Here is a 25,647-nt window from a genome sequence, read left to right as displayed (position 1 = left end):
TGCTTGACCCGCAAGGGCCGCCTGCCACGCTACCAGCTGGAACGCGTGATGGCAAGAAAAGCGGCCATTCTGGCGGCGGCCCTGGGTCTATCCGCCTGCGGCGTGAACGCCGATGACGCCATCTACCCTCTGTACGTGGCGCTCACGCCCATCGGCGCCCCGGCAATTGTCTCCGTGCAGGCCGTCGAGATTCAAGCGATTGGCCAACCGCTGCAGTACGGCTTCGACTTACAATACTACCTTACAAATCAAGAAAGCGGATTTGTTGGCTACAACCTGTATATCAACAACACCGCAACCTCAGCCCAGGCCATTCTGGGCGGCGTCAGCGGTCAGCCCTACTTGCCTTCAGGGGTCCGCCCCAGTTTCAACCACGCCGACCAGCCGCCGGATACCACAAATCGCATCACGCAGCGCTTGAACTACTTCAAGGCGCCGCCCTCGCCAGAGTACTTTGCTACCTGCGAACGTTACTATTTTCGGATGAGCGCTTATACGCGCGAAGGCCTGGAATCGATTGCCGGCGCAGAGATCAGCGCCTGCGCCGCTGCCAATGTGGCCCTCTGTCCCTCGGGAACTCCGTGCAATCCCTGACGCTTACGCTTGATCCGGAGCTGCCGGCCGGGCCGGCCCTTTACATCGTCGCCACGCCGATCGGCAATCTGGAGGACATCAGCCTGCGCGCGTTACGCGTGCTGGCCGGCGTCGATTTGCTGCTGGCCGAGGACACGCGGACGACTTCGCGTCTGCTGCACCATTATGGCTTGAAAACGCCGCTCAAGTCCTATCGCGTCCATCGTCAGCAGGAAGACAACGAGGCCGCGTTGCGCGCGCTGCAGTCCCAACAGCGCCTGGCCCTGGTCAGCGACGCCGGCACGCCAGGCCTCTCCGACCCCGGTTCCTCCCTGGTTCGCATGGTCCGCGATCTGCTGCCCGATTGTCCGCTTGTACCCATTCCGGGACCCTCAGCCCTGACCGCCGCGCTTTCGGCCAGCGGTTGGCAAACCAATCCAACGCTCTTCACTGGCTTCCTATCGCATAAGGGCGGCCCCCGCCGCCGCTTTCTGGAGCAGTGGCGGGACTTTGATGGCGTCCTGGCCCTCTACGAAAGCGTCCATCGAGTCCAGGCCTTATTGCGCGAGTCGATGGAGTTGCTGCCAGAGCGCGAAATACTGGTATTTCGGGAGCTGACCAAGCGCTTCGAGGACATAAGGCGCTGGCAGCCGGGTCAGCCCCCGGAAAGGCTACTGGCAAATCTTGAGCTTCGCGGCGAATTTACGATCCTCTTAGGGCCGCCGGGGCGCAGCCGCGATGCTGCCCCGCCCTCCGGCCAGGATCTGCCATGAGACGTTGCCGGGGGCCCCGGGACCTGGCGCTTTCCGGAAAATTATTTATGTGGATTCTGCTGGCGGCCGATAATGCAAATGGAGAGGTACACTGTCATGATTATTGATAAAGTCGGGGGCGTCGGTCCCAACTACGGACCCAAAAAGAACGAGCCGACCGCTCGCGCCGAAACCCCCTTGCGCGCCGGCGATGCTGTAACCATATCAGCCGAAGGCGCCCGCGCAGCGGAAGCAGCCCGGGTTGCCAAAGCCGCGCTGCAAACTGAAGAACCGGATCGCGCCGAACGCTTGCGTGACATCAAGGAGCGCGTTGCTCGCGGCGAATACGATGCAGTAAGCGATGAGCAGGCCAACCGCGTGGCCGAATCTTTGCTTGGCGTCTTCTTTCGCGGCTAATTCACAGCGATTCCGTATCTCTCAACTGTGATTGGCGAAGAAGTTCGCAGACCAAGGGGCGCAAACCAGCGCCCCTTTTCTTTTTTATAGACCTCGCGCGCCTGGCCCTGCTACCGGGCAGACCTAGCGGTACTTCTCAATTTCGACGGCCAGACGATCGATGACTTGAAAGTAGGCCTCTACCATCGGACCTTCTTTGAGCGCTGCCGCCAGCGGAACGCCTTCTTCGCCGGACTGCATGATTGCTTCTGTAATTGGAATGTTTCCCAGCAGGGGGGCGCTGTACTTCGCTGCTATAGACTCGCCGCCATTGCGCGAAAAGATATGCGATACATGTCCGCATTCCGGACAGATAAACTCCGACATATTCTCGATGACGCCCAGAATCGGCATCTTAACATCCATGAACATACGGATGGCGCGGCTGGCGTCCTGCAGCGCCACATTCTGAGGCGTGGTGACAATCACGGCGCCATCCACCTCAACCAGTTGCGCCAGCGAAAGCTGCACATCGCCCGTTCCTGGCGGCAGATCTATGATCAGGTAGTCGAGCTCGCCCCAATTGACCTGAAACAGAAATTGTTCCACGGCCTTGCCCAGCATCGGACCGCGCCAGATAACAGCCTGATCATTCTCCAGCATGAAACTGAAGGAGACCAGCTTTACGCCATGCGCTTCCACCGGAAAGATACGATTCTTCCCATCGCCATGCAGCGGAATCTTCCCCTGCAGTCCAAACATGCGTCCCAGCGACGGGCCATAGATGTCCGCATCGATCAAACCAACGCGCAGGCCGCGCAGCGCCATGGCCGCCGCGAGATTGGCAGCAACGGTGCTCTTGCCAACGCCGCCTTTGCCCGAGCCCACCGCGATCAGGTTCTTTACGCCCCGGATTCGATTGCCATCGTCTCCCGGCTTCAGGCTCTCATCAACTTCAAAGCGGATCTTGAGCTTGGCCGGCAGTTCCACGGGTGAAAGCGCCTTGCGCACCTGCGCCTCAAGCGCAATCTGAGCTTTCTTATCAGCGTCGGGGCTGCGTAGCAGCAGGCGCAGGCTTTCGCCGTCGGCGCTCAATCCGCCGTACATGCCAAGGTCGGCAAGGCTGCGCTTATAGCCGGGGTGTTCGATCGTTTCCAGCGCTGCCTGGACGGCGCGCTCCAGTTCTGCAGTTATCATAGTTGCACTGACCGCTCATGGAACGGCTCGAGGCCAGAGTTTCCTCTATGGCCACGGCCGCTATTCCTTTTGCGGCGAAGCTGCGGCGCATTTCGCTGGCCGCCGCGGCGCACCGTCGTTCCCGTGTCTTGTGGACCCTGATCGCCGGATGAGACTCGCCTGGAAACTCTGTATTGGCATTACCGCTGGCAGCAGCGGCCTTATGGCGCTCATTGCCCTGATCATCTTGCTGGCTCGCCTGCTCAGCGCCCAGGGCGCCTCGCCGGCGATGCAAAATTTACCGCCCGTCTCTGCAATTGCCGCCGCCTCGGGCGTGCTGCTGGCACTGGCGTTGTGTGGTACGCTGGGCATCATTCTGCGCCAGCGCCGACCAGGGGCGATTCTGCTTATTGTGCACGCGCTTGGCCTGTGCCTGCTGGGCGCGGCCTGGCTTCTGGGAATGATCATAGCTGCTCGCAGCTCCGGCGGAGAGGGGGCGTTTGCGCTTGGGATCGTCTCCGGGATCGGGCTGTTGCTAGCTCTGGCCGGGGTTTGGAATCTACTGAGCGCGACTCACCCTCTGGCGCCGCCCTGGCAACGGTCAACGCAGGCTGTTAGCGCAGAGTAGCGCTGTCCCTGCCGCAAGTCCCTGCCGCAAGTCCCTGCGGCGAATTAGAGCCGGTCCCAAAACTCCACAGATGGGGTTTGGGGACGCGCTCTTAGAGGCGGCGTCGCTCGTCGCGCAGCGTCTTGCCGTCGCCCCACAGGCGTTCCAGATTGTAGAACTCGCGTTGTTCGGGCAGAAATAGATGTACGACAACGTCAATCAAGTCGAGGATCACCCAGCCGGAGGCGAAATCGGCGGGACGCACGTTCATTCCACGCGGAATCTGCTCGGCAAATCGCCGACTGAATTCGCGAACCAGCGATTTGAGCTGAACTTGAGAACCTGCCGTACCAATTAAGAAGATGCCAAAGTAGGGGTTCACTCCCTCCAGATCAATGGCGAGCAGGTCCATGACCTTCTTCTCGTCCAGAAAATCGATAATCTCCATGGCCAGTTTGCGGCGGGCGGCAAGCGCCGCCGACTGTTGATCGATAGCGTTCGCTTCTTTTTGCTTTTGAGATTCGGGATTGCGCGGCATGGTAATTTAATGTAAGTGTTTAGGATTGAAGTCCTCGCCAATCAACAAGGACACGCTGACATTTGCGGCGGCCCGCCCAAAGGCGACTCGGGTGCGATCCATCCCTGTCAATTCTAGAACCCGACGAGGGGCGTAGGTATTGCCGGATCGATCGACGATGTAACTGGAAGCAAGCGGCTTCAGCGGATAGTTGCCGGCGTTGAGTACTGGCAGGGCGCGATCCTGCAGGAATTGCTTCACGCGACGGGCCTGACCGCCAACCTCCGTGCCATTGAGCACCTCGACAGGGAATGTGTCCTGATTCAAGCGCCCGGCATTCAGATTCTCTACAAATTCACTGAAGAGCACTCTGGATCGCGTCTCCTTTACCAGCAACTTCCCGCCGCCAGGTCCTGGCACGAAGTCCAGCGGCAATTCAAGACAACTGATTTCGAGCTCGCTGCGCCCGACGATATAGCCAAAGAGGCTGGCCAGCTCCTCTGGATTCATGTTGGTATCCAGCAAACCAACGGCGCTGTGCTGGACGGCAGCGCTGTCCAGTTTGTGCGCAAATTCGGCTGCGTTCCAGAAGAGCGTTAGCAGCAACGACTCAACGCGGTAGAGGCGCTCCACTCCGGACAGGTACTCGCTGCCGCGCTCCATTTTCCTGCGCGCCAGCGCGTATTCCAGGGCCTGCTCGCCTGGCATGATGCGCAGACCATCGGGATACTGAAAACGCGCATTCTCGAAAACCAGCGGCGCCTCCAGGAACATCGACAGGCCCTCGCCCAGATCGAGCAGTCTGCCCAGCTGGGGCCGCGAAATATGAAGGTGATACTCGCTGCCAAGGTCGGTATACTGGGAGAAACGGTCGGCGCCAGAAGGACTCATGGACGACAGCAAATCGCCGGAGGCGTCAAAGCGGGCATCGGTGTTGGCAAAGTAGAGCAACAGGCGCTTTCGTGTTGGAAAGAAAACGGCCTGCCCTACCACCGGAAGCGAACCATCCTCTTCCGTGATTGCAAAGCGTACTGCAAAAGGCGCGCTTTCGCCCAGGCGGAGGTCGATGGAGTTCGATGTGGCTCGATTGTAAGCCATCAAGCCGAAGAAGACAGCCAGCCCGATGCCTGCGATCCACAAGGCGCGCTTTAGCTGCGGGGGCATGCGACCAGCTTCGGCTTGCCGGCGCCAGGGCCAACCGATTTCAGCATGTCAGGCGCTGCGCCGGTCGCCAGCGGCGGCTCGGTAGAGACCCTGTTGCCGGATGTGCTGCAATACCGCCGGACTCAACATGCGGCTCAAGGCCGGCGACTCCAGGCCCTCGGCCAGGGCCGCTCTGGTTTCCCGGCTGGACGCTTCAACCAGCGGGTTGTCCAGGATCCGGATCTCTGGTCCGCAGTTGCTGTACTGGTGCTTGAAACGGCGCGCCGTATTCTGCAACATTTCCTGGCGATCCTCTGATCGACGAAAAACCAGCAAGGTGTGATGAAACAGGATATCCTGGAAATTGCGCCAGCGTTCCAGGCTCAGAAAAGAGTCCGAGCCCAGCAACAGGCCGATGCGCGTATCTGGAAATTCCAGGCGTAGATCGCGCAAGGTCTGTGCTGTGAAGCTTGGGCCGCCACGCTGCAGTTCCAGGTCCAGAATACGGATGCGATCGCGATGCTCGTCGATTTCCAGAGCAATATCGCCAAGGGCGAGCTCCAGCATGCGTTTGCGCTCGGCAGCGGAGGCCGGCGGGGAGAGCGTCTTAAAGGGCGACAGGGCCGCCGGACAGATGTCCAGGTCATCGCACAGACCTTGCTGCAAGGCAAAGCGCACCATCGCCAGATGACCGCGATGCGGCGGATCAAAGGAGCCGCCAAAAAGCAGCCGTTCCACAGGCTTATACTTGCGCAGCGGTCGGCGCATGCGTTTCCAGAATAACATCTAAGTACCTCCGCCCCGTTTGCTCAAGTGCGAACTTGACCCTCGCCGCGCATCAAGTAGCTGGTCGTGGTCAAATCGCGAAGTCCCATTGGTCCGCGAACATGCAAACGACCGGTCGAGATGCCCACTTCAGCGCCAAAACCCATCTGTCCGCCATCATGGAAGCGCGTGCTGCAATTTACAAAGACGGCAGCGCTATCACAGGCCTTCTGAAAAGCCTCGATCGCCGCTGACTCCCGCGCCACAATGCCTTCGCTGTGCCCGCTACCGTAGCGGTATATGAAATCCATGGCTTCGTCCTGTCCATCGACGATCTTAACCGAAAGACGCTCATCGAGGAACTCCTCGGAGTAAGCGGCGTCTTCGTCCTCAATTGGCGTCGCCGCCGGAAAAAACGCGCGCGTTCGCGCACAGCCCAGCAGTACAGCCCCGGCAGCGGCCAGTCCCGCCAGAAGCTCGCGGGCCCAGGGGTAATCCTTGTGAATCACCAGGTTTTCGATGGCGTTGCAAACGGAGCTGCGTTGCAGCTTGGAATTGATTGCAATGGCCAGCGCCTGCTCCGGCGCAGCGCTCTGGTCGATGTACAGGTTGCAAACGCCCCGGTCGTGCTTGATCACCGGGATCCTGGTGTGCGCGTTAACGAAGCGAATCAGCTGCTCCCCGCCGCGCGGCACCGCCAGATCAATGAGATCATCGCGCAGCAGTAGCGCCTGCATCAAGTGGCGGTCAACATTGTCAACCAGCTGCACCGAGTCTGGCGGCAACCCGGCATCGCTTGCCGCCTGCGCAAAGAGCGCTGCCAGCGCACGATTGCTGTGGATCGCCTCTTTGCCGCCGCGCAGAATTGCACAATTGCCGCTTTTGACGCATAGCGCGGCGATATCGATCGTTACATTGGGCCGCGATTCAAAGATGGTAAAGACAACGCCCAGCGGCGTACGACGTTGCAGCATTTCGATGCCATTGGGCAGGGTGCGACCGAGGATCACTTCGCCAAGCGGGTCTGGAAAGGAGGCAATCTCCTCCAGCGAGCGCGCCATATCTGCCAGCCGCGACTCGCTGAGCTTCAGGCGATCGACAAGATTGGAGCGCAACTGATCGGCGGCAGCCTGAGCCAGGTCCCTTTGGTTGGCGGCAAGTACGCTCTGGAGGCCCTCGGCCGAAACCAGCGCCCCGGCCAGGCGCCGCAGCGTGTCATTGCGCATGGCCAGCGAAGCCTGCCGCAGACGGCGAAATGCTCCACGCGCGGCGCGAGCAATGGTTTCGGCCTGGGGCGCAAATTGACTGACGGAAGCGTCCGCTTCTGATGTAGCATTTTGTGTGATCGCCGTCATACTCATTGTGAACAATCGCGCTGCTTGAACGTCTATATGGCCAAACGAGAATCGCTTGCCACCCCGACGCCTGGCAATTCCTTTCTCAACATCTCTCCGCCATTGTGAGGTTTCCGCCAATGAGTGATTCGACCACGGAACGCCCCAGCCCAGTCTTTGTAATAGTACTCTCTATAGTGACCTGTGGGATCTATTTATTTTTCTGGTACTATCGAACCTACGAGGACCTGGGCAAACTCTGCGGGCGGACTCCTACCGGCAATGGCTACTGGATGGATCTGCTACTGACCGTCGTCACTTTCGGATTGTGGAGCGTCTACGTCGACTATACGATTTCAGAACGGCTCAACGAAATGCAGCAGCGCGCCAGTATGCCGGAAAATGACACGCGCATCCCGGTTGTCATCCTCGACGTTGCTGGAATCGTCACGGGTTATCTGACCGGCGTAATCTCCTGCGCCATCCACCAGGATCAAATCAACAAGGCTGCGGCCGCTTTGCAGGCTGCCGGTTTGTCGACGCCTCCGGCGAAGACGGCCGCCGAGGGCGGCGACGCCGCCGGGAGCAATCCCTGGGGCCGCTAGAACTCTGCGCTTCAATCGCGGCGTTCTAGAATCAAGTTGTTACGATGGATCAGTTCCCCGGCGCGCTGTAAGAGGCCGCGCGCTTGAATTTCTTTTCCAGAAAGCCCAAGCATGGCCCCTACCTCGCGGTAGCTGTAGTTGATGATGCCCCGTCCCAGCGGGGCGCCAGAAAGGCTTTCCATTTCGACCAGGTCGCCGGCCAGAAATCGACCGCGCAATCTGCGCACGCCGGCGGCCAGCAGCGAAGAACCGCGCTCGCGCAAGGCCTGTTCAGCGCCGGCGTCAATGCAGACAGCGCCTTCGGTGCGTGCAAACAACAGCCAGCGCTTGCGCGCACTCAGACGCGCCGGCGTCGCGCCATATACCAGCGTACCAATGTCCTGGCCCTGCAGCAAGGCGCTCAGCGGCCGCGGGGCCCGGGCCGGCAAGATAGCCAGCGCGGCGCCGGCCATCAGACAGAGCTCCCCGGCGCGCAGCTTGGTTTCCATACCGCCGCGACCGGGACCTTCCGGTCCGCCCGCCGCCGCCCGCACTTGCGCCGTGAAGTTGGTAATTTCTGGCAGGCGAGTCTGGCCCAACAAGAAGCCTTCTACGGAAGTCAAAATAACCAGCAGATCGGCGCGGAAAAGCGCAGCCACGGCCGCCGAAAGCATATCGTTGTCGCCAAACTGCAGCTCGTCGGTGGAGACGGTGTCGTTCTCGTTAACAATCGGCAGCGCACCCATGCTCTGCAATTCGTCAATAGCGTGACCGATGTTCAGATAGGCCCTGCGATCGCGAAAATCTCGCGCCGTGAGCAACAATTGTGCAACCGGAATGCCCGCCGGCTGAAAGGCGGCGCCATAGCGCGCCATCAGATGGCTCTGTCCGATGGCTGAAAGCGCCTGACGGCGAACAATGCCCGGGTTGGACGGAGCCGGCCGCTGGAAACTTTCTGCAATCAATCGTCGGCCGGCGCCCACCGCGCCGCTGGAAACCAGAATGACCTCAATACCTTGTTGCCGCAGCGAGGCAATCTCCTCGACCAGCGATGCCATCATTTGTGCGTCGATGCCATCGGACGCGGCGGCGCTGGTTATGCTGGAAGTTCCGACCTTGATGACCAGACGACGAATTCGGAGTTTTTCCAGATAGCTAAAGCGATCCATACTATTCCCCTTCCGCCTCGCCCAGCAGCGAATTGTGCGGCAGAGGCAGGGCCGGGGCTTCAGCCGGCGTAAGCTGCCGCGGCGCATCCTGCTGGGCCGAGGATCCGGGCAGCGCCTGTTCCGCCAGCGTTGATTCGGGTAGGAGTTCAAAAAGCGCCTCAATCAGCGCCTCAACGCCGCGGCGCTCCAGCGCCGAAATTGCAATGGCCTGAACTGCTTGCACCGCGTCCGACCAGAGCTCGGCGCGGCAAACTCGTGTCTTGATTTCTGCAAGAAACGCCGGGTCATAGGACGCCAGATCGCACTTATTCAGGACGACCAGCGCCGGTCGATGGAGCAGTTCCGCGCTGTATTGTCGCAGCTCGTTTTTTAACAGCTCAATTTCGGCGGCGTGATCCAGACTTGCAATATCGATCAAATAAACGATCACTCGCACGCGCTCAATGTGACGCAAGAAAGACAGCCCCAGGCCATGACCGCGACTGGCGCCCTCGATGATCCCCGGGATATCTGCCAGAAGCAAACGACGAAAATTGGCGCCCTCTACCACTCCGATATTGGGGATCAGCGTGGTGAAAGCGTAGTCGGCGATCTTTGGATGACTTCGCGATACTGCCGCCAGCAATGTGGATTTCCCCGCGTTGGGCAGCCCCACCAGACCAACGTCGGCCAGTAGTTTCAATTTCAACAGCAGCCGACGTTCCTCGCCGGGCAGGCCGCTTTGTGCGTAGGCCGGGGCCTGATTGACGCTGCTGGCAAAATGCTGGTTGCCCAGGCCGCCTTTGCCGCCGCGCGCCGCCAGAACGCGCATCTCGCTACGATCCAGATCTGCCAGAAGCTCGCCGCTTTCGGCATCGTAGACCGCCGAGCCAACAGGCAGTCGCAGTTCCGCGTCCTGACCGGCCGGTCCGCTGCATTGCAGACCGGATCCGGCTTCGCCGTCCGCGGCGCGATAAAGCCGGGCCTGGCGTAGATGGCCAAGACTTTGCAGGGAGGGATCGGCGCGCAGATAGAAATCCCCGCCGCGCCCGCCGTCGCCGCCGTCAGGCCCGCCATGCGGTCGGTACTTCTCGCGCAGAAAACTAACGCAACCGGGCCCGCCGTGTCCGGCTCGGATGCGAACTTCAATTTCGTCTACGAATTTCATTCAACCCGCCAGGCTACGGGCTCTTCGCTTGCGGCGGCGGCCCAGAGAGCGCGCCGCCGGAACGAGGGTGCAAATCAGTTTGCGGACGCAGCCTGCGGGATGATGCTGACTTGCTTCTTCTTGCGATTGATGTGCTCAAACTTTACCACGCCGGTAGCCAGCGCAAACAGCGTATGGTCGCGGCCAACGCCCACGTTCTTTCCGGCGTGAATCCTGGTTCCGCGCTGGCGCACCAGGATATTGCCGGCCAGTACATGCTGCCCGCCATAACGCTTCACTCCCAGCATTTTGGGATTGGAATCGCGTCCGTTTCGTGTAGATCCGCCGCCCTTCTTGTGCGCCATCTTCTTGCTTCCTCCGCGACTCCTGCCGCGCGCTTCCTGCGTCAGACTGAGAACCAGTCTGATCGCCTTCTTAATAAAACAACTTCAATCGCCCTCGGTTCTCACCTGCACCCTCAGCGGATGCTCAGCCGCCACGCTGCGCAGACCCAATGCAGCTGAAGCAAATAGCAACTCCGTTTCCGGCGTACTATCCTCCAGCGCAATCTGCAGTTGCAGATAGCCGCTGGCCGCTTGCCTGTCCAGCCGGACGCCACAGAGGCGCTCTAAGCCGGCCGCCAGATTGTCAGCCAGGACCGATGCTGCCGCGCAAACGATATCGCTTCCTGCCGCCGCCAGACCGGCATGGCCCCGCATACTGAGCGCGACCGCCCGCCCCTGATGGGTCTGGAAGCAAACCTCGATCAATCAGCCCTTGATGGCCACGACCTGTAGCTTCTGCAGCTGCTGGCGGTGGCCCAGACGGCGGGTAAAGCCCTTGCGACGCTTGAACTTCATTCCGCTGACCTTTGGCGAGCGAATGATTTCCAGAACCTTGAGCTGAACTTGAGCCCCGGCTACCGTCGGCTTGCCCACCTTTACAGACTCGCCCTCGCCTACGACCAGGACATCGCTGCAGGTAAATTCTTTCCCTGCCTCCTGCCCGCTGAGCTCAGCCAGGAGAATCATGTCTTTTTCTACACGGTGCTGATGGCCGCCAAGTCTGATGTAAGCGTACATAATCCTTTCTCTTCCGCGAGGCCAACGCCTGACGGCGGCCCGAAAAATTCCGGCCGAATGGTCATCTTCCGGCCCGGCGTCCGCCGGTCAAGCAGCCTTGACCGTCAACTTTGCCGGCCAAACGCGAATAACAGTGAAAAAATAGATTCTCTGCCGTGTAGAAAGATTGGCGCTCACCAATGACATACTGCGCCCCGTATCGATGAAGTCGCTTCAATATAAACTGCTGGCAGCTTGTCTGTCCCTTGGTCTTCTCCCGGCCTGCCATGCTGCGCAGGGCGACTGCGGCGACATCGATTGCATCAACCTGCTGCAGGGCTTGCTGGCCAGCGGCCTGCTCACGCCGCCAACGCGCTATGTGTATGTTCGGGCGTCGACTGGCGATATTGGCGCGCTGGCGCTCAGTAGCAACGGCGCCCTCTCCCGCTTGAGCTATTCTGGCTCAGGATTCGTACCAAGCCGTCGACCGCTGGGCTTTCAGCGCAATGGGCTGCTGCTGATTACAATATCCAATTCTGCGCTGGAAACGTATGCGATTGAGGGCAGCAACGGAGACCTGCGGCTGGCAAGCTATGCCGACCTGACGACCTTTGGCGGATTTACTGCGGCGGCCTACGACCCTGTTCAGAATGCAGCGCTCGTTTTGAATTCGGCGACAGGCGCTTTCAGAAGCTACTCGATTGCAAGTAGCGGGCTGATCACCCTGCGATTATCATTCAATACGCCCGAGGTCTTACAGATGCAAGGCGGCGAGACGCTTCCTTATTACGATTCCCAGCTCATTCATGGCTCAAATGCCGGAATATTTCTGACTCGCTTCGTCGCGGGCGGATTACCGTCCGCCTCTACTTTGCTAATTGCATCGCCGGCGTTTTTGACGCCTACTGCAATCAGCCTTCTCGAACCGCAAGGCTGCGCCTATGCGTTCCGGTTAGGGGTTTCTTCGCTCAATTCAGTCTGCTTCAGTTCGGGAGCGACTCCAGTGTCTGTGTCTTCTTCGATCTCACTGAGCGGACCACTTGCGGTGCTGCCCTCCGGCCTCCGCGGCTACGCTGGATTCAGCGCTGACCTGGCAATTTTCAATTTGAGCGGCCCCGGACTGGCAACCCAAGCCACAATTGTAACTGCAGGGAATGCTGTTTCGTTTCGCACTTTCATGCTACCTTCAAACGACAGTCGATACTTGATTGCAGCTGACGGACTGGACGTCGTCTATTCATACTCCGTTTCCGGATCGCCAATTAAAACCGGAATGACCGCCGCCGGTGTAGCCGACTTTGACTACCCTCCAGTCGGCGCTGCATTTTAGCCGGGCGTAATCAGCAGGAGGGCATTTGCCCAGCGACGCCGGGATTCAGTCCCACTCTGCAAATTGCGGCAAGCCATCTGTGAGCTGGTAATAGTCGCCCTTGCTCTCAACGAATATCGGTTTCTCAAGTTCTGTATCAGTGCGACCATCAAAGGCGCCCATTGAAATCGAAATATGCTCCTGATCTATTGGATCCCAGAACAGAGACGATCCGCACACCGAACAAAATCCCCTGCGAATCGCCGACGACGAGCAATACCAGCTCAGCTGTTCAGCGCCGAATATCTTCAAACTGCTTCGCGGCACGTTTGTGGAAACATCGAAGTGTCCCGAATGTTTTCGGCACTGGCGGCAATGGCAGGCTGTCGGTTCGGAGAGCGGGCCCTTGACCCTGAAACGGACGCGTCCACAAAGGCAGGATCCCTTATACACCGGCGGATACCCCCGGTTCAATATACAACAGATACAGACGCGGGCGCTAACATTTGTCGGACTGGAAGGCAGCGAGAGATGGATCGCGCTCAACCGCGGCGCATCAGGAATTTCTCCAGATACTCGGTGATGTCCATGATATTGCGATTGATCATGCGCTTGAATTCCGGCGGAATGTTTTGTGATTTGATGACGCGGTAGTAGTTCAAAGCGTTTTTTAGCATCTTGCGGCGCGTGAATTCCTGCGCCTTGATCAGCATTGGCTTGTACTTGTAGTAGGCATACTCCATGGTGTGGTAGTCGCGGCTCAACTTGAACGAGTCCGGAATCTTGGAGAAATCGTAGGTCAGCGTAAGGAAGGGCGCATCATCCTCTTCCGGCGGCTTGAGCTCGAGAATGCCATGGATTTCCTGTGGCGGCGGCTTTTTCTCTTCCTCCGGCAGTTCGATTTCCGGAAGTTCCGGTCCTTCCTCCAGCTCCTCTGCCGCCATTTCCGGCGGCGCTCCGCCTTCCGCGGCGCCGCCGCCAGCGCCGCCTTCCTGAGCGGCGGCGGCCATTGCGCCGCCGGCAAAATAGGGATCATCGGCGGAGGGCATGCCCACCGCGATCAACTCCGGAGGAATCAGTTCCGTTCTGGCCGGCCCCTTCTCTGCTTCTTCGGGCGGCTCCTCTGGTTTTTCCGGAGCGGGCGCCGGTTCCTCTTCCGCTTCCGCCACTGCCTCTTCGGGCGTCGGCTCTTCCTCGGGCGGCTGGGGCGGCGCCGGAATTTCTTCCGGCTCTTCTTCTTCCGGTTCCGGCGCTGCTATTTCCGTTTCAATTTCTGGCGGCTCTTCCTCGGGCAGCGCCTCGATCGGCTTTAGCGTTGCCTCCACTGGAATCCTGAAAAGCGGCTTCTCCGGCGGCTTTTCTTCTTCCTGCTTCTTTTTCCATTCCTCGAGCTGCTTCTTGCGCTCCTTGTGCCGCGCCAGTTTGTTGAGGAAATCCTCGCGCTCTTTGAAAAGATCGCGCTTCCGTCGATCAAATCCGCCGCGGCGATCCTTGCGATCGGGATCCTTTTCTCTCCTGCGATCCGGTTGCGTGCGCCTTTCCAGGCCGCTGCGTCGGTCTTTCAATGGAAGGTGTTTGAATTTCTCCCACTCGCGCTCAAAGTCCTGATCGCTCCAACCGTCGGTCAGCAATCGACCTTGTTCATCGACCTCAAAGCCGGGAGGCATCGCTGCGTCGCCAACCGCACCTTCCCGCGCCTGCTGCAACAGATCAGAAACTGTGACGGCAACGATTTCTCCCATCCCGGGGATGGCTGGCTGTGGCGCAAAACCAGGAGCAAATGCCGTCGGCGCAGCGGCGCTGGCCGGCGCCGCCGGCAACGCGCCGACAGTTGGAGCGCCGGCAACTGGAGCGCCGGGCGCTGCGCCCAGGCCAACGCTGCCGCTAATCGAAACCGGAATCGGCTGCTGCAGGACCTGCCCGATCTGCTGGACAAGCCCCTCTGAAATAGTGCGCAATCCCTGGCTGAGATTCTCCAGGGCAATAGCCTGAGTAGTCAGCGGAATGATGATTTCTGGAAATTGTAAGGTCTCATCCTCGACGTCCGCACCGGAAAGCCAGCGCTTGATGTCGTCGACGTTCACCTGGATTCGGCTCTGAATCTCCTCGTCATTGACGCGCCGCTGTACGCGTTCATAAACTGCCAGCGCCTCTTCGCCCTTTTGCTTTTCGACCAGTGTGTCTGCATTGAGCAGCGCGCGGCGGTGGTGGGCATGGCGCGAAGCTCGACCAATCAAGCCGTCGGCGTCGTAGGTGACTTTGAGCGGCCGGCGACGTGTACGCTGCGCCTTCGTTTTCTGAAGCGCCTCTTCGATCGTTGCGCCGGGAACCACATCGGGCCGTATCTGCTCCGGAGCGCGCTGCAAGGCCGCACGCAACTCCTCGCCCGGCCTGGAACCGCCAAGAACCACAGCCTTTCCGGCTTCGGCGGCCCCTGCATCGCGATTCGCCTCGGGCAATTCCGGACTGGAGCGCGGACCGCCGCCTCGCGACTCGCCATCGTCGTCCTTTCCGTCTTCAGCAGGACGCTCTCCGCGCGCCGCCCATAGACCGACGCCGGCCGTGAGGGCGCCCAGCAATGCAAGAATCAACAGCTCCATGGCGGTATAAAATCAGACGTAGCGGCGCTCGAGGGCCTTGCCCTCCAGCCAGGGCCTGAGGCCATGGCTGTCGCGCCGGCCAGGGTCTTCCGGGTACATATCGACCGGGCCGGGGGGCAGTTTTCACTATGGCCTTGCCAGTTGAGCGATTGAATGCAAGTTTAGAGGGAGAATTTCACTTCCGGGGGAAACGTGTCAGCGCCCCCTTTGCCCTCCCCGGAGACCTGGTCCAATTTCAAATGGGCCGTCACGGCTTCCGGATCCGGCATATCGAGCGGGCCGCAGCCTATCCGCCGGAGCTGCCATTGGCCAAAGCCTTCTGCACAGTTTATGAACGCTGCGGAGGCTGTCGCGGCCAGCACCTGCAGTATGAATTCCAGCTGCAATTGAAGACAGGCCCCATCCGAGAACAGTTGAGGCAAGCCTACGGCATTGAGGTTGAGGTTCGGCCTGCTCCGGCGTTGCAGGGACTGCGGGGCCGCATGGACTTTGTCGTTGATGGAGCGCTTGTTGGCCAGCGGGCGCCTGGCGAATTTGAAACGCTTGTTGATATCGATCGCTGCCCCATCCAGAATGAGGCTGCAAACCAGGCGCTGCAAATCTTCCGGCAGAGCCTCGCTCGCTTCCCCGAAGCTGGATTTCAGCGAGCAACTCAGAGCGGCAGTGTCAAATACTGTACGCTGCGCGCCGGCGCACTGAGCGGCTGCATGATACTCACGGTGGTCGAAGGACAGGAAGGCAGCCAGCACTATGGCGCCCTGCTGGCCGAATTGCAGGCGCGACTGGCTGAAGGCGGCGCAGAGGCGGATTATCCGTGGAGTCTGGTCGAGACCGCCGTTGAGATACAAAACGAAATGAGCGCCACGCCTGGGGGCCGGGCCATCTTCGGCGAAGCGGGATATCGCGAAAGGATGGGCGGTAGAGAATTCTTTGTACCCTACGATGGTTTCTTTCAACCCAGTCCGCGAGCCTTTGAAGTTGCACTGCAGGAGATGTTTTCCTGTCTGGATCAAGCTCTGGCCGAACGCGCGCAGCAGGGAAAGGCGGCCGCCTGTGCGCTGTACGACCTCTACTGCGGGGCCGGCATACTTTCTGCTTTGTGTCTGGAGCGCGCGACAGCCGCCTTTTCCAGAGTATTTGGCTACGAATTTAGCGCTTCAGCCGTGGCTCTGGCCTCGGCCAATATGCCAGACCAAACCTTGCCTTTCAGCTTCAAGGCAATGAATCTGGATCAGGCCCCGCGCGAACTGCTGTCGGCGGCGCAAGGCATTGCCATCATCGATCCGCCGCGCGCCGGCATCAGTAAGGCGCTGCGCCGCGCTTTACTGGATGCGCGCGGTCTCAGTCACATCATCTACGTGAGCTGTAATCCCAAAACTCAGCTTCAGGACTTCGCGGAGCTCAAGGAGTCTTACCAGCTGCTGCGAGCTCAAATCATTGATTGTTATCCGCACACGCCTCACCTTGAGCAGGTAGCGCTGCTTCGCCGCCGCGACCATGCCGGAATTTGACACTTATCAAGTTGGGAAGTGAACGATCAACGTCGTGATCGACGGACTGTGCGCCATCTTGCGAAACAGTTCGCTGTCGAGGGCAAGCAGATCAAACTGAGCGATGTAAGAGTCGTCTATGAGTCCCGGTTCGACTTCCTGGATCGCCCGAAGCTGAGCGGGCAAACGGCGGGCGCTTCGCCTATTCGGTCCGGCGAAGGCCGAAACGCATTCGATCCGAGAACGGGCCGCGCCCGCCGCAAAAAGCTCTAGCAATCGAAGGTCGTTCTCATCGCCGCGCAACAGGAGGACGCGGCGCGGCGGAAGCAGGCCACGCACTGCCAGCACAGCGACCGGCTGGCGGGCGCGCTGAATGATTTCACGATTGGGTCCGGCCAGCAGGTCATCGGAAAATACGCTGCGCGCGCCGCCCAGCAGTACCAGCCTGGCATTCTGTTGTTCGGCCTGGGCCACGAGCGCCTCAGGCAGATTGGCCCCCGAGCGCATTTCGATTTGAGGGCTGAAGCCGTGGCGGGCCGCGTTTTCAAGTACGATGGCGCGCGTTTGAGCAAAATACATCTGTGCATCGGCTGGCGACAGGTCTCCGGCCTGCAGTAGATGCAGACCGCGCACCGGCTCGTTCCAGGCCAGGGAATGGAGCAGTGTGAACATTGCCTCCGCCGTGTCGCGTCGACCGAAGGCCAGCAGGGCGCCGCCCGGAGCGGACTTTGACGAAACTTCCGTGGCGCCAGCGTCGGGCGAAAGCCAGTTAAGCAAAGCCAGCGCCGGCGAAGTCATCACCGTCGTCGCCAGCGCCATGACAATCATCATGGCAAATAGCGATGGCGACAGCACGCCCAATTCGAGACCAATGTTCAGCACAACCAGCTCCATCAGTCCGCGCGTATTCATCAGGATGCCAATGGCTGCCGAGTCGCGCCAGCTTTCCCCAACCAGTCGCGCCGCGATGGCGCTGCCCCCCAATTTCCCCACGACTGCGGTCAGAGTAATCAAGCCGCAGGTCAACCAGGCGCTTGCGTCTTCAAGTAAACCAAGTTCGGTTCGCAGTCCCGTAAATGCGAAGAACAGCGGAAGCAGCAAACGCACGCTCACATCGGACAGCTTTTCGCTGAGCATGCGTCGCAGTTCGCCGCCGGCAGGCATGATTACGCCGGCCAGAAATGCGCCAAAAAGCGCATGGACGCCAATCGCTTGCGTGACCATGGCGCTGGCAAAAGGCGCCAGCAGAAATAGCGTCAGTACTGCGCCACGCATTCGCTCTTGCGATGCAAAGAGCGCTCCCAGACGCTGCATAATCGGTCGCGCTACAAATGCTATGGCGAATACAAATAAGCCGGCCAGCGCTACAACAATTGCGCCGGCGGCGGCATTTCCGGCGCGAACTACGGCCACTACAATCGCCAGCAAAGACCAGGCAGTTACGTCGTCCGAGGCCGCACAGGTAAGGACGATCGCGCCGAGGCGTTGCCTGGCGAGGTTGCGCTCTTGCAAAATCCGGGCAAGCACCGGAAATGCAGTGATGCTCATGGATATCCCGATGAACAGACTGAAGGCCAGGAAGGATACTCCGCGCGGCGCCTGCATCGGGTAGAGCCAGAGGGCCAGTGCAATCCCCAGCAGAAATGGCGCCGCGATGCTGGCATGGCTGACAAAGACCGCCGCCTGCGCCTGTTTGCGCAGCAGGCTGATATCCAGTTCCATTCCGATTACGAAAAGGAATAGAACCAGACCAATCTGACTTAACAATTCCAGCGGCAGCAGTGTGGGCTGGGCAAAGAGAAATTCCCGGGCTGCGGGCCAGAGTAAGCCCAGGGCGGAGGGTCCTAAAGCAATACCTGCCAGCACCTCGCCGATGACCGCCGGTTGACCTATCCGTCGACAGAGGGCGCCGCCGATACTGGCAACGCTGACAACTACCACAATCTGCATCAGCAGTGCGGCCAGCGGCGATCGAATCCATTGCAAGGACAAATCGCTCAACGCGTTAGAAGAGTCGCCCTGTCCGGCGCCAACGATTGCCGACGAGGGGAAGGCGGAATTGCCAGCATACAGCAGAACAAAGGCCAGGACGATGGCGCCAGCGGCCAGCAGTCCGTAAAGGATGAGGGAACGGCTATGCACAATCGCCCCGTTTGCTTTTCCGAGCGGCTGCGCCCTGGCTGACTGCCAGATTTTACATGGCTCGACGTCGCGCGAGCACCGGCAGCGCCGATGGCGCTGTCAATCAGTTCCGGCAGGACAGTACGCGGTTTTCGACCGAGCAATTGCGATTGTGTTCATCGCCGACTATGGTGCCCTCGCCGCTGTCGCCGTTGCCATCAAATCGACCCTGGTATTCTACGCCGTCGGCAAAGAGGTAGGCGCCAAGGCCCTGCATTCGCCCGTCGGTAAATTCGCCAACATAGATGTCGCCGTTCTGAAAATCGTAGCGACCAATTCCGTGACGCTGGTCATTCTGAAAAGCGCCCTCGTAGAATTCGCCGTTTGAATAGCGCAGGATGCCGTTGCCCTGTCGCTTGCGCTCGCGGAAGTTTCCGCTGTAGGCCTCGCCATCCCTGTAGACATAGACTCCGCTGCCATTCTCGCAATCGCCGGAGATACAGCCGCGCTGGATGCCGGAGCTGGCGTCGCCCAGCTCTTCGCGCACGCGCTTGCTCTCAGCGCTCAGAGGCGGTCCGATACTTCGTTCGACGCCTTCCACTTCCGCGCTCGTCGGCGGGGGCGTCGCTGGCGCTGCAGCCGTTGGCGCCGCGGGCGCTGGAGACTGTGCTTCGTCTGCGCTGCGGCACGCGCTTGCCAGAGCAGCGCACAGCATTACGAAAAGAATCCCTCGCCACAGTCGACTATGCCCCATTGTGTATCCGCCTTTCGCTCCGCCTGGAATTCGCAGCTGTGCGCTTCTCGCCGATCGGCGATTCATCCGACGTAAGAAGCGCGGCCATTCCTATTGAAGATCGGCGCCAGCGCTCCGATCGTGTAGGTCGCTTTGCCAGAAGTAGCGTTCGTAGGGCGGGTCCGCCTCGCGGATGCCAACCTGCCCGCGCGCAATCAATTCCAGCAGTATGGCGTGAACCGTTGCCAGAGCAGTGATGTAGTGGCTGCTCATTTGCGCTTTCTCGCCAAGCGCGGCCCGCGTCAATTCAGCCAGATCGTACTCCGCGTCCCGCAATCGACGCACCACTCCCCGTTCCAACAATGATAGTGTTTTTGATATTAACTTGATGGCCTTCTGCGGCGAGGCCGGTTCGGCGCCGTGACCCGGGAGCAATCGCTTGATAGGCAGTTTCAGCAGCCGCGAAAGGGAGCGATGGTAGTGTTGCAGGTTGCCATCCAGTTCGGCGTAAATCGACGAGATATTCTCCAGCACCAGGTCGCCCGTAAAATAGAGCCCCTCGCCCAGCAGGTAGGGCGTGAGGTGGTGTCGATTGTGACCCGGCGTATGCAGGAAGCCCAGTTCTCGACCGCCAATGTCGATGACATCGCCCTCGACCAATTCTACGTCCATCCGCAGGCGGTCGTCATAGCGACCCTGACCGCTGGTCGAGCTGAGAAAACGGACCCAGGCGGCGCGGGTCTTCTCCAGCATTTCGAGGCGAAGGGAGCGCTCCGGATGAGCCTTGTAAATCAGACGCTCCATGGCGCGCTGGTGCAACTGGATGTGGAGGCTGTAGTCGCCAACCCAGGCCGCCATACCCTTCATCCCATAAAACTTCGCTCTTGTATAGTGACGCAAGGTCAGCGCGCCGCTGATATGATCAATGTGTTCGTGCGTATAGAAAATGTGCGCCAGGTCGCGAAATCCAAGGCCCAGTCCGCGCAGCGCCCGCTGCAACATCCCCAGACTCTGAATATAGCCGCTATCTATCAGCGTCGGCTGATCGGAAAGTATCAGATAAATGTTGTTAGGAGCATAGAATGGCTGCGGCACGGAGGCGACGTACAGCTGCGCTCCAATTTCACGAAATTGCGGCGTCGCTTCGTAGCGATGAACCTGCACCGGTCGTTACCGGCCCTGCGCCTGAAAGTCAGCGAGGCCCTGCTCAAACAAATCCATACCTTCGGCGGCTCGATCAAGACTGAGATTCAGCGGCGGCATGATGCGAATGACGTTGCCCGCCGTGCAGTTAACCACCAGCCCGCGCTCCAGGCAGGCGTTGACCAGGGCGCCGCCCTCGCGATCCAGTTCCACGCCAATGTGCAGTCCGATGCCGCGTACTTCGCGGATGCAGGAAAACCGGTCGCGCAGCAGGCGCAGCCGACGGAAAAGATACTCGCTGATGCCGGCGGCATTCTCCAACAATTCGCGACCAACAATGATCCGCAATGTTTCGAGCGCAGCTCGCGCCGCCAGATGATTGCCGCCAAATGTAGATCCGTGCTGCCCTTTGCCCAGATAGGGCGCAAATTCCTCGCCGATTAACAGCGCGCCAATCGGCAGTCCGGAGCCCAGCGCCTTGGCGAGGCTCATGACATCGGGGATGATGTCATAGTGCTCGTAGCCCCACAGTTTTCCGGTGCGACCCATGCCCGTCTGGATTTCATCCACAATGAGCAAGGCCTTGTACTCGCTGCAGAGTTCCCGGGCCAGGCGTACAAATTCGCGATCGAGGACATGGATGCCGCCCTCGCCCTGCACCAGTTCCAGAATGACTGCGCAGATGCTGCTTCCGTTTTCGTCGAACTCCTTGCGCAGCAAGTCCTGGTCGTTGCGGCGCAGATAAACCATGTCTGACAGCAGCGGCCCGAAGCCGCCGTGGATCTTGCTCTGGCCGGTCATGCTCATGCCAGCGGTAGTGCGCCCGTGAAAGGAGTTCTCGACGCTGACAATAGAGGTTGCGCCGCCGCGCGCCTGCTGGCCATAGCTGCGAGCCAGCTTGAAGGCTGCTTCGTTTGCTTCCGTCCCGCTGTTACATAAAAACACGCGCGAGGGAAAGCTATGGCCGACCAGCGCCTCAGCCAGCAGCGCCTGCTCCTGGCTGTAGCAGAGATTGGAGGAGTGGATCAGTCGCTCCGCCTGATCACGAATGGCCTCAACGATGTCGGCGTCGCTGTGTCCAATGTTAGTGACCGAGATGCCGCAGTGAAAGTCCAGGTAACGCTTTCCTTCGCTGTCGAAGAGGTATTCGCCCTGCCCAAAACTGAAGGCGCGTGCAATCGGCCGGCCGTAGTTGCCCAGAAGAAAGCGATCGCTTTTGGCCTTTACTTCATCGAAGCTCAAGGCACGGAAGAAATCAACGCTCATGGGCGCCTCCGCGGGGTGTGCTGCTGACCGGGGGTCTGCAGGCCAGGCTTTTGGCCAGGCCTGCAGCCGCAATCAGAAAGGAAGCAGTTTGCTAGCCCGCAAGGCCGGTGCGCGCGATGAAATGGCCGGAGACCGAAGCCAGCTCGTCTTCCAGGGCGGTACGCGCTCGAGCCAACTCCTCCAGACTGGTGGGTTGCTGTGCGGCGCGCAGACTGGCGTAGAGTTTGACCTTGGGCTCAGTTCCCGAAGGCCGTATGGTCAGTTTCCCTTCCGGCTCCAGCTCCAGCTGGATGACATTGGAAGCAGGCAGGCGTCCAAATATTTCCGGCGCTGGCTTGCCGTTTCGGGTCTGTCGCTCGTAATCGCGCATTGCCACAACAGTGCGCTCGCCAAGTTTCCAGCCGCTCAAATCCTGAGTACGCAGACCATTGATCAATTCCGCCATCTTTGCCTGACCGGCGGATCCTTTCATTGTCACGGACTTGAGGTCTTCCAGGTAGAGGCCGTACTTCAAATAGACCTCGTTGAGGTATCCGACCAGATCGCCGCGCGCCGCAAGTATCTCGCAAAGCAACAGCGAAGACGCCAGCGAGTCTTTATCCCGAACAAAGTCAACCGGCAGATAGCCGTAACTTTCTTCGCCGCCAAACAGATAGCGATCGGTCTTGCGCTTGTAACCGTGGGATGACTCATCCATGGCGCGCAGCTGCTCGGCGATGTACTTGAACCCCGTAAGAACATCGAGAATCTGCACGCCGTGTTTACGAGCAATCTGAGTCTGCAGGTCGGTGGTCACGATCGTTTTGAAAACGTGCCAGCGCGACTTGCCGTTGCTGGCGGCGCCGCTTTCGCTGAGCCGTTCACAGAGGTAGGCGCACATGATGCTTCCCAGCTGGTTGCCGTTCAGGTAGGCATAATTTCCATCGGGCTGGCGAACGCCGGCGCCCATGCGGTCGGCATCCGGATCGCTGGCCAGAAAGATGTCGGCCTGCAATTGTCGAGACCGCTCTTCGCAGAGCCGCAGCGCTTCGCGCTCCTCCGGATTGGGCAATTTCACAGTGGGAAATTCGCCATCCGGCTTGGCCTGCTCCGGAACCAGGTCGACATGAAAGCCATAGCGTTCCAGCAGGCCAGGCAGCCAGGCGCCGCCAGTGCCATGCAATGGAGAATAGACAACTTTCAGTTTTTTCTTGGATTCCTGACGCGCCGGGCTGACCCAATCCAGCGCCTTGAATTCGTCGTAGTAAGCTTTGCGAATATCGGCGCCGATGCGTTTGACCAGCTTCTTGAACGCTGCTGAATTTTCGTCTACAAAAGGGATGGAACCCCAATCCGCAACAGCTTCGATGGCCGCCTCCAGTTTACCCTGATCTTCGCCAGTCAGTTGCGCTCCGTCATCGCCGTAGACTTTATAGCCGTTGTATTCCGGCGGATTGTGGCTGGCTGTAATTACAACGCCGCCGGTAGCCTTCAATCGCCGAACGGCATAGGACAGCAAAGGCGTTGGCGTCTCCTGATCAAAAAGAAAAACCTGCAGACCCATGCTGGCGGCAATACCGGCGGTGATCGTTGAAAACTGTCGACTCATGCGACGGCTATCGTAAGCAATAACCAGCGCCGGTTTGCGCGAGGCCTGCTTCAGAAAGTTGCAGAGGCCGACAGTAGTGCGACCCACTGTCCACTGATTCATGCGTCCGGCGCCGTTGCCGATGATGCCGCGCAAACCGCCCGTGCCAAAACGCAAGGGGTGCGCGTAAAAATCGATCAACTCGTTTGGGCGTTGCTGCAGATAGTCGGCCAGGGCGACGGCCGCCTCCTCGCGAACGGCCAGCGGAAAAGCCGGTCCGGCCCAATCCAGGATCGCGCGACGAACGGCCTGCTCGGCCGGGGAGTTCACAGTGTCTAACTCGCTGGTACTCATAGCTACGAAGGATGGCGAAGGCAAGCGCGTCGCAGGGCAAGAACAAATGGCCGGTCTGTGTCCTGGCATTTGCAGTAACGCACCGTCGTCCAATCGATAGCGGCCTCGAAAATTGTATTGACCCAAGCGGCCAGAAAACAGAGAGTTCGCATGGTATGATCGCTTCCGAGACTCGTGGCAACGTGCTGGTCCTGCACGTGCAAGAGCCCCGGGTCGATATGGTAGTTGCCCGTAAGTTTCGCGAGGGCCTCTCCAGCTACCTGAAGGACAAGCCTGGCCGCATCGTCCTCGACCTCAAGGAAACTGAATATTTCGATAGTTCCGCCCTTGGCGCGCTTGTGGCCTTCATGAAGGACGTCAAAGCCTACGGCGGCCGCCTCACTCTCTGCAATCTGTCGCGCTCGCTCTTGACCCTCTTGAAGCTTTCCAAGCTCGATCTGCTATTCGAGATCTCCGAAAGCCTCGAAAAGTCGCTGCAATAGGGCCACGCCGGCCAAAAAGCGCCATCGGCGCTTTCAATTCAAGGGCGCACTGATTTCGATACTCAATCCATGGCCCTTGCCGTCGCCGACTCTGTGCTGAGCATGGAGGAATCTCTGGTACGCTCGCTGCAGAAGATTCTGCGCTCCGAGGCTGAGGACTTTACTGAAGATACCATTCTGAACTCGGATATCAATCAGATCCGCCATCTCTTTTACTGGCTGCGCGCCGAGCAGCGAGCGATCCAGGTCAGCTACGCCAATGAGGTCTATACCGGGCACGTTCACGATGTGGACGAAGCCAGCGTAACGGTCGACGCTCCCGGCTTTCAAGAGGAATCAATGCGGCGCTGCCGGCTGAAGTTTGAAAGCCTGAACACTCTCTATCAGTTCGAAGTCCCGATCTTGCAGCTGCGCGACGAGCAGCTGGTAGTCCGACTGCCGGCCTACATTCAATCGGCCAAACGTCGCAAGCACCGCCGTGTGTTTGCTGATGATCTATTCATGCGTTTCGGCATCCTCTATCAGCCTTTGCATGGGCGACGGGGCGCAGGCCAGCTGATTGAGCAACGCTATCCCTACATTGTGTCGGAACTTCGGCGCGATGAACCGGATCTGGCGCTGATCAATCGAATTGTTTCCGAGGAGATCAGCAAAGTCTCGCGCGACTTCTTGATATTTTTTTATCCGCCGGAATACCGCAAGAATCTGATGGAGTCGTTGATTGCAGAGGAAAAGAAATCCCTGTTTCTGCGCGATGTCAGTCGCTTGCAAACTTATGTTGAATCGCAATCGCTGCTGGGGCCGATCAACTACAACCGAGAATACAGATCGCAGATGCGTAACAGCGAATCCGAGGATGAAGCGCTCGGACCGTTTCGGCAAATCCAGCGTCAGGACATGGAACGTCTGATCGCAAACTATGTTTGCTCGCCATTGATGATCTTTGATGAAGTCGTCGGACACATCTATGTAAGCACCGCCGTGCTCGACAGGCATTTGATCAGCTACGACGAGGCCTACCGCATTGACCTGCTGGCGCAACTCCTGAGCTATGCGATGAGCAAAACGGTAATTGCCCGCAGCTACTTTCGCCACACCTATACGCGGGTGATCAATATTAGCATGGGCGGGCTGCTTTTCGAGCTGACCAATCGACAGATATTCGACTTCCTTACCTTTCATGATAAGCTGAATATGCTGACGCCGGTACGACACTCCTTGCTGAATTTCAAGGGCGAAATTACCCGCTTCTATCCCTCTCGCGATGGCTTCAATATCGGCGTCCGGTTTTTTCACGCCGGACCGGATGATTACCGGATGCTGGAGAGCTTCATTTACGATCGCAACAAAGTCCGCTTTGGCTAGGATGCAACGATGAA

The 25,647-nt window shown here is 59.4% G+C and carries 26 protein-coding genes; 9 read left to right on the top strand and 17 right to left on the bottom strand.

The features are described 5' to 3' along the window. The first annotated feature begins 3 nt into the window (after positions 1 to 3). The 3 genes from K1X75_16775 (at position 4) to K1X75_16765 (ending at position 1,742) form a co-directional block, all read left to right on the top strand. Positions 4 to 594 (top strand): hypothetical protein, encoded by a 591-nt coding sequence (locus K1X75_16775; GenBank protein MBX7059721.1) that lies wholly within the window; start codon positions 4 to 6, stop codon positions 592 to 594. Then, positions 582 to 1,346, top strand: a complete 765-nt coding sequence (rsmI, locus tag K1X75_16770; GenBank protein MBX7059720.1) for a 16S rRNA (cytidine(1402)-2'-O)-methyltransferase — start codon at positions 582 to 584, stop codon at positions 1,344 to 1,346. The genes K1X75_16775 and rsmI overlap by 13 nt, the downstream gene beginning before the upstream one ends. A 96-nt stretch (positions 1,347 to 1,442) precedes the next feature. Continuing rightward, complete coding sequence (locus K1X75_16765; GenBank protein MBX7059719.1) at positions 1,443 to 1,742, top strand: flagellar biosynthesis anti-sigma factor FlgM; 300 nt, start codon at positions 1,443 to 1,445, stop codon at positions 1,740 to 1,742. A gap of 123 nt (positions 1,743 to 1,865) precedes the next feature. Here K1X75_16765 and K1X75_16760 read toward each other — a convergent pair whose 3' ends face one another. Then, positions 1,866 to 2,918 carry an Mrp/NBP35 family ATP-binding protein gene (locus K1X75_16760; protein MBX7059718.1) on the bottom strand — a complete coding sequence of 351 codons (1,053 nt, stop codon included), beginning with the start codon at positions 2,916 to 2,918 and terminating at the stop codon, positions 1,866 to 1,868. 148 nt (positions 2,919 to 3,066) lie between these two features. On the opposite strand from K1X75_16760, the gene K1X75_16755 reads away from it, so the two are divergent. Next, positions 3,067 to 3,525, top strand: a complete 459-nt coding sequence (locus tag K1X75_16755; protein ID MBX7059717.1) for a hypothetical protein — start codon at positions 3,067 to 3,069, stop codon at positions 3,523 to 3,525. A 91-nt stretch (positions 3,526 to 3,616) separates the two neighbouring features. Here K1X75_16755 and rsfS read toward each other — a convergent pair whose 3' ends face one another. From rsfS to K1X75_16735, 4 genes are read right to left on the bottom strand one after another with little or no spacing between them, the layout of a single operon-like run. Beyond that, positions 3,617 to 4,042, bottom strand: coding sequence for a ribosome silencing factor (gene rsfS, locus K1X75_16750; protein ID MBX7059716.1), 426 nt, complete (start codon positions 4,040 to 4,042; stop codon positions 3,617 to 3,619). Between the two features lie 6 nt (positions 4,043 to 4,048). Then, a complete protein-coding gene (locus K1X75_16745; protein ID MBX7059715.1) occupies positions 4,049 to 5,185 on the bottom strand; it encodes a LytR C-terminal domain-containing protein in 1,137 nt (378 codons plus the stop codon). Positions 5,186 to 5,233: 48 nt separating this feature from the next. Beyond that, positions 5,234 to 5,950 (bottom strand): nicotinate (nicotinamide) nucleotide adenylyltransferase, encoded by a 717-nt coding sequence (gene nadD / locus K1X75_16740; protein ID MBX7059714.1) that lies wholly within the window; start codon positions 5,948 to 5,950, stop codon positions 5,234 to 5,236. 23 nt (positions 5,951 to 5,973) lie between these two features. Then, on the bottom strand, positions 5,974 to 7,284 hold the full coding sequence (locus K1X75_16735) for a glutamate-5-semialdehyde dehydrogenase (GenBank protein MBX7059713.1): 1,311 nt from the start codon (positions 7,282 to 7,284) through the stop codon (positions 5,974 to 5,976). 119 nt (positions 7,285 to 7,403) lie between these two features. Here K1X75_16735 and K1X75_16730 point away from each other — a divergent pair, with 119 nt between their 5' ends. Next, a complete protein-coding gene (locus tag K1X75_16730; protein MBX7059712.1) occupies positions 7,404 to 7,868 on the top strand; it encodes a DUF4234 domain-containing protein in 465 nt (154 codons plus the stop codon). Between the two features lie 11 nt (positions 7,869 to 7,879). On the opposite strand, the gene proB is transcribed toward K1X75_16730, so the two are convergent. From proB to rplU, 5 genes are all read right to left on the bottom strand, one after another. Further along, the gene (gene proB / locus K1X75_16725; GenBank protein MBX7059711.1) at positions 7,880 to 9,016 is read right to left on the bottom strand and encodes a glutamate 5-kinase; all 1,137 of its coding nucleotides are present in this window, start codon (positions 9,014 to 9,016) and stop codon (positions 7,880 to 7,882) included. Between the two features lies 1 nt (position 9,017). Beyond that, positions 9,018 to 10,163, bottom strand: a complete 1,146-nt coding sequence (gene obgE, locus K1X75_16720) for a GTPase ObgE (GenBank protein MBX7059710.1) — start codon at positions 10,161 to 10,163, stop codon at positions 9,018 to 9,020. A gap of 74 nt (positions 10,164 to 10,237) precedes the next feature. Next, the gene (rpmA, locus tag K1X75_16715) at positions 10,238 to 10,507 is read right to left on the bottom strand and encodes a 50S ribosomal protein L27 (protein MBX7059709.1); all 270 of its coding nucleotides are present in this window, start codon (positions 10,505 to 10,507) and stop codon (positions 10,238 to 10,240) included. Between the two features lie 84 nt (positions 10,508 to 10,591). After that, on the bottom strand, positions 10,592 to 10,912 hold the full coding sequence (locus K1X75_16710; GenBank protein ID MBX7059708.1) for a ribosomal-processing cysteine protease Prp: 321 nt from the start codon (positions 10,910 to 10,912) through the stop codon (positions 10,592 to 10,594). After that, positions 10,913 to 11,224 carry a 50S ribosomal protein L21 gene (rplU, locus tag K1X75_16705; GenBank protein ID MBX7059707.1) on the bottom strand — a complete coding sequence of 104 codons (312 nt, stop codon included), beginning with the start codon at positions 11,222 to 11,224 and terminating at the stop codon, positions 10,913 to 10,915. A 202-nt stretch (positions 11,225 to 11,426) separates the two neighbouring features. Between rplU and K1X75_16700 the strand changes: the two genes are divergently transcribed. Further along, the gene (locus tag K1X75_16700) at positions 11,427 to 12,533 is read left to right on the top strand and encodes a hypothetical protein (GenBank protein ID MBX7059706.1); all 1,107 of its coding nucleotides are present in this window, start codon (positions 11,427 to 11,429) and stop codon (positions 12,531 to 12,533) included. A gap of 45 nt (positions 12,534 to 12,578) precedes the next feature. Here K1X75_16700 and K1X75_16695 read toward each other — a convergent pair whose 3' ends face one another. Beyond that, on the bottom strand, positions 12,579 to 12,986 hold the full coding sequence (locus K1X75_16695; GenBank protein MBX7059705.1) for a GFA family protein: 408 nt from the start codon (positions 12,984 to 12,986) through the stop codon (positions 12,579 to 12,581). 68 nt (positions 12,987 to 13,054) lie between these two features. Next, on the bottom strand, positions 13,055 to 15,112 hold the full coding sequence (locus tag K1X75_16690) for a hypothetical protein (protein MBX7059704.1): 2,058 nt from the start codon (positions 15,110 to 15,112) through the stop codon (positions 13,055 to 13,057). 128 nt (positions 15,113 to 15,240) lie between these two features. Here K1X75_16690 and K1X75_16685 point away from each other — a divergent pair, with 128 nt between their 5' ends. Then, complete coding sequence (locus K1X75_16685) at positions 15,241 to 16,623, top strand: hypothetical protein (GenBank protein ID MBX7059703.1); 1,383 nt, start codon at positions 15,241 to 15,243, stop codon at positions 16,621 to 16,623. Positions 16,624 to 16,629: 6 nt separating this feature from the next. On the opposite strand, the gene K1X75_16680 is transcribed toward K1X75_16685, so the two are convergent. The 5 genes from K1X75_16680 to K1X75_16660 all read right to left on the bottom strand — a co-directional run bounded on the left by K1X75_16680 (position 16,630) and on the right by K1X75_16660 (position 23,786). Beyond that, positions 16,630 to 18,744: a cation:proton antiporter gene (locus K1X75_16680; GenBank protein ID MBX7059702.1), complete on the bottom strand. Its 2,115-nt coding sequence runs from the start codon at positions 18,742 to 18,744 to the stop codon at positions 16,630 to 16,632. A 103-nt stretch (positions 18,745 to 18,847) separates the two neighbouring features. Next, positions 18,848 to 19,324, bottom strand: a complete 477-nt coding sequence (locus tag K1X75_16675; protein MBX7059701.1) for a hypothetical protein — start codon at positions 19,322 to 19,324, stop codon at positions 18,848 to 18,850. Between the two features lie 243 nt (positions 19,325 to 19,567). Continuing rightward, positions 19,568 to 20,620 carry an MBL fold metallo-hydrolase gene (locus K1X75_16670; GenBank protein ID MBX7059700.1) on the bottom strand — a complete coding sequence of 351 codons (1,053 nt, stop codon included), beginning with the start codon at positions 20,618 to 20,620 and terminating at the stop codon, positions 19,568 to 19,570. Between the two features lie 6 nt (positions 20,621 to 20,626). After that, the gene (locus K1X75_16665) at positions 20,627 to 21,865 is read right to left on the bottom strand and encodes an aspartate aminotransferase family protein (protein ID MBX7059699.1); all 1,239 of its coding nucleotides are present in this window, start codon (positions 21,863 to 21,865) and stop codon (positions 20,627 to 20,629) included. 91 nt (positions 21,866 to 21,956) lie between these two features. Further along, positions 21,957 to 23,786 (bottom strand): phospho-sugar mutase, encoded by a 1,830-nt coding sequence (locus K1X75_16660; protein ID MBX7059698.1) that lies wholly within the window; start codon positions 23,784 to 23,786, stop codon positions 21,957 to 21,959. Positions 23,787 to 23,941: 155 nt separating this feature from the next. On the opposite strand from K1X75_16660, the gene K1X75_16655 reads away from it, so the two are divergent. Continuing rightward, a complete protein-coding gene (locus K1X75_16655; GenBank protein MBX7059697.1) occupies positions 23,942 to 24,268 on the top strand; it encodes an STAS domain-containing protein in 327 nt (108 codons plus the stop codon). Between the two features lie 69 nt (positions 24,269 to 24,337). Further along, positions 24,338 to 25,633, top strand: a complete 1,296-nt coding sequence (locus K1X75_16650) for a DUF1577 domain-containing protein (protein ID MBX7059696.1) — start codon at positions 24,338 to 24,340, stop codon at positions 25,631 to 25,633. Positions 25,634 to 25,647: the final 14 nt, after the last annotated feature.

The sequence above is a fragment of the Leptospirales bacterium genome, from assembly GCA_019694655.1.
Lineage (GTDB): Bacteria > Spirochaetota > Leptospiria > Leptospirales > Leptonemataceae > SSF53.
Note: the sequence above shows the minus strand (reverse complement) of the source record. Positions and strands in the feature narration are given on the sequence as shown.